At 65.7% G+C, this 1509-nt stretch carries 2 protein-coding genes; both read left to right on the top strand.

The features are described 5' to 3' along the window. Window positions 1–1214: tryptophan synthase subunit beta (trpB, locus tag QMF80_RS37860; RefSeq protein WP_283461962.1), on the top strand; the 1214-nt coding region annotated here is incomplete at its 5' end. Further along, window positions 1211–1509, top strand: a 299-nt coding sequence (locus QMF80_RS37855; RefSeq protein ID WP_283461961.1) for a tryptophan synthase subunit alpha, incomplete at its 3' end; no start/stop codon positions are given. The genes trpB and QMF80_RS37855, both read left to right, overlap by 4 nt.

The raw sequence follows: 1509 nt of genomic DNA, 5'->3' as shown, positions 1-1509 counted from the left end.
CCGAGGGCTATTTCGGTGATTTCGGTGGCAAGTTCATTCCGGAGGCGTTGGTCGCCGCGGTGGACGAGGTTGCCGCTGAGTATGAGAAGGCGAAGGTTGATCCGGCGTTCGCGGCTGAGCTGAATGATCTGCTCGTGAATTACACGGGTCGTCCCAGTGCTCTGACCGAGGTGCCGCGGTTCGCGGAGCACGCGGGTGGGGCGACGGTCTACCTGAAGCGTGAGGACCTGAACCACACGGGTTCGCACAAGATCAATAATGTGCTGGGTCAGGCGTTGCTGACCAAGCGCATGGGCAAGACGCGGGTGATCGCGGAGACGGGTGCGGGTCAGCACGGGGTGGCCACGGCCACGGCGTGTGCGTTGTTCGGTCTGGAATGCACCATTTACATGGGTGAGATCGACACGGAGCGGCAGGCGCTGAATGTGGCGCGGATGCGGATGCTGGGTGCTGAGGTCATCGCGGTGACGTCGGGTTCGCGGACGTTGAAGGACGCGATCAATGAGGCGTTCCGTGACTGGGTCGCGAATGTGGACCGTACGCATTACCTGTTCGGTACGGTCGCGGGTCCGCATCCGTTCCCGGCGATGGTGCGTGACTTCCACCGGGTGATCGGTGTGGAGGCGCGCCGTCAGATTCTGGAGCGGGCGGGTCGTCTGCCGGACGCGGTCGCGGCGTGTGTGGGTGGCGGTTCGAACGCGATCGGTCTTTTCCACGCGTTCATTCCGGATGCGGAGGTGCGGCTGGTGGGCTTCGAGCCGGCGGGTCACGGCATCGAGACGGGTGAGCACGCGGCGACGCTGAGCGCGGGTGAGCCGGGGATCCTGCACGGTTCGCGGTCGTACGTCCTTCAGGACGAGGAGGGTCAGATCACCGAGCCGTATTCGATCTCGGCGGGTCTGGACTATCCGGGTATCGGTCCGGAGCACGCGTTCCTGAAGGATTCGGGCCGGGCGGAGTACCGGGCGGTGACCGATGACCAGGCGATGCGGGCGTTGCGGCTGCTGTCGCGTACGGAGGGCATCATTCCGGCGATCGAGTCGGCGCACGCGCTGGCGGGTGCGCTGGATCTGGGCAGGGAGCTGGGCCGGGACGGGCTGATCATCGTCAATCTGTCCGGTCGTGGTGACAAGGACATGGACACGGCGGCCCGTTACTTCGGGCTCTACGACGGAACCGAAGCCACCGAAGCCACCGAAGGGGCCACCAAGTGAGCACGGGCACGCACACGGGGAACATCGAACTCCTTGCCCGCACTCTGGCGAAGGCGAAGTCCGAGGACCGTGCGGCGCTGGTGGCTTATCTCCCGGCGGGTTTCCCGACGGTGGACGGTGGGATCGAGGCGGTGAAGGCTGTCATCGCGGGTGGCGCGGACGTGGTGGAGATCGGGTTGCCGCACAGTGATCCGGTGCTGGATGGTCCGGTGATCCAGACGGCTGATGACATCGCGCTGCGTGGCGGGGTGAAGATCGCCGATGTGCTGCGGACGGTGCGTGAGGCGTACGAGGC

The organism is Streptomyces sp. G-G2 (assembly GCF_030063135.1).
Classification (GTDB): domain Bacteria; phylum Actinomycetota; class Actinomycetes; order Streptomycetales; family Streptomycetaceae; genus Streptomyces.
The sequence above is the reverse complement of the archived record's forward strand: the minus strand, read 5'-3'. Positions and strand labels throughout refer to the sequence as shown.